2 protein-coding genes and 1 pseudogene are annotated in these 1,554 nt (G+C 76.0%); 1 reads left to right on the top strand and 2 read right to left on the bottom strand.

Going from position 1 to position 1,554, the window contains the following annotated elements:
- Together BI06_RS52975 and BI06_RS35660 are read right to left on the bottom strand one after the other, a co-directional pair.
- A pseudogene (locus tag BI06_RS52975) lies at positions 1-225 on the bottom strand (hypothetical protein); the annotation flags it as partial.
- 140 nt (positions 226-365) lie between these two features.
- Complete coding sequence (locus tag BI06_RS35660) at positions 366-818, bottom strand: PPOX class F420-dependent oxidoreductase (RefSeq protein WP_030396305.1); 453 nt, start codon at positions 816-818, stop codon at positions 366-368.
- A 251-nt stretch (positions 819-1,069) separates the two neighbouring features.
- On the opposite strand from BI06_RS35660, the gene BI06_RS35655 reads away from it, so the two are divergent.
- The gene (locus BI06_RS35655; protein WP_030396306.1) at positions 1,070-1,495 is read left to right on the top strand and encodes a hypothetical protein; all 426 of its coding nucleotides are present in this window, start codon (positions 1,070-1,072) and stop codon (positions 1,493-1,495) included.
- Positions 1,496-1,554: the final 59 nt, after the last annotated feature.

Genomic DNA, 1,554 nt, shown 5'->3' with positions numbered 1-1,554 from the left:
CGCGTCGCCCGACGGCGTGGCGCTCCCGGAGCCGGCCGCCGCCGAGGGCGTGCCGGTGCCCCCGGTGGCCGCGCCGGCCGTCGTCCCGGGGCTCGCCGACGCGCCCGCCGTGCCCTTCGCCGCGTTCTCGGAGCTCGTGGAGCTCCCGGAACCGCAGGCGGCCAACGCCGCCAGCAGCGCGCCCGTCGCCGCCGCAGCGGCCACCTTCCGACCGGCCGTGCCCATGTGCGCCCCTCTCGTGTCCGTGGCCCCTCAAGATAGACGCGGCCCCGGCCGACCGGTTCCCCGGGGCCGCCACCTCGGGGAACGGCCGCCCAGGGCGGACAGGGCAGGGCAGGGCGGACAGGGCGAGCAGGGCGGACGGCTCAGCCGAGACCGGCCGGTCCGCTCCCCGGGGCGCCCGGCGGCAGCGGCTCGACGCCCACCACCCGGCTGATCCTGGTCGGCTCGACCAGCACCACCACCCGCCGCTCCCCCGGGATGCCCCAGCCGTACCGCTCCACGCCGAGGTACGTCCGCGCCAGCCGGTCCATGTTCCGGACGGCCTCCTCGCCCTCCACGAACCGCACCGCCCGCCCCCGGATCTGCACCCGGTCGTACGGGTCCCGGGGGTCGGCGAGCGACAGGCAGACCCGCGGGTCCCGCCGCAGATTGCGCTCCTTGACCCGCCCCACGGAGGTGTTGAACAGCAGCAGGTCCCCCTCCATCGCCACCCACATCGGGCTCACGTGCGGCGAGCCGTCGGCATTGACCGTGCCGACGTACCAGATGTGCCCCGCCTCGATCCGCTCACGGACGTCCTTCGAGATCTCGACCATGCGCCGAGTCTGCCCAACCGCCCGGGCGCCACTCGCGCCCCTCGTACACGCACCTCACCCGGATCGCCCAGGGCACTCGGGTGAACACGCCCGGGACTCCACCCGAAGGGGTCACCCACCGGGCCGGGGCTGCCGCCCTCCGGTGGCAGCGGGCGCCAGGGTGGTTGACGGTGAATCAGGCGCCCTCTCCGCGAGTCCCCCGCCCGACGATGTGTCGGCGATCGCGGTACCGCGCCGGAAGGATCATCATCATGCGTTCTGCACGCACCCTGCTCGCCGGAGCAGCCGTCGCCGCCGCCCTCACCGTCGGTGCCCCGCTCGCCTACGCCGACGGGGCCGCCGACCAGGGCAAGAACCTCACCTGGCAGGAGAAGCAGGACAAGGCCGCCTCCCCCGACGGCCAGAAGACCTGGGACGAGAAGCAGAAGGGCTCCTCCGGCACCGAGGAGAGCAAGGGCTCCGAGGGCAAGGGCTCGGAGAGCAAGGGTTCCGAGGGCAAGGGCTACGAGGCCAAGGGCGAGGAGAAGACCCCGCACGGCGGCGTGCACACCGGCGGCGGCGGGCTGGCGCTCTCCGGTGGCGGCCTCGCCTCCGGCGCGGTGCTGCTGCTCGGCGGCCTCGGGGCGGGCGCGATCGCCCTGCGCCGCGGCCGCCGCACCGCGGACGCCGCCATCTGACCGCGCGCCGTTCCCGTCGCCTCCCCCGTCGTGGCCCGCGCCCAGCGCGCCGGTCGCGG

Origin of the sequence: Kitasatospora sp. MBT66 (assembly GCF_000710405.2) — a bacterium.
Taxonomy (GTDB): Bacteria; Actinomycetota; Actinomycetes; order Streptomycetales; family Streptomycetaceae; genus Kitasatospora; species Kitasatospora purpeofusca.
The sequence above is the reverse complement of the archived record's forward strand: the minus strand, read 5'-3'. Positions and strand labels throughout refer to the sequence as shown.

Coding starts and splice junctions, on each gene's coding strand:
- BI06_RS35660 (WP_030396305.1), bottom strand. CDS start 818: ATGGTCGAGATCTCGAAGGACGTCCGTGAGCGGATCGAGGCGGGGCAC.
- BI06_RS35655 (WP_030396306.1), top strand. CDS start 1,070: ATGCGTTCTGCACGCACCCTGCTCGCCGGAGCAGCCGTCGCCGCCGCC.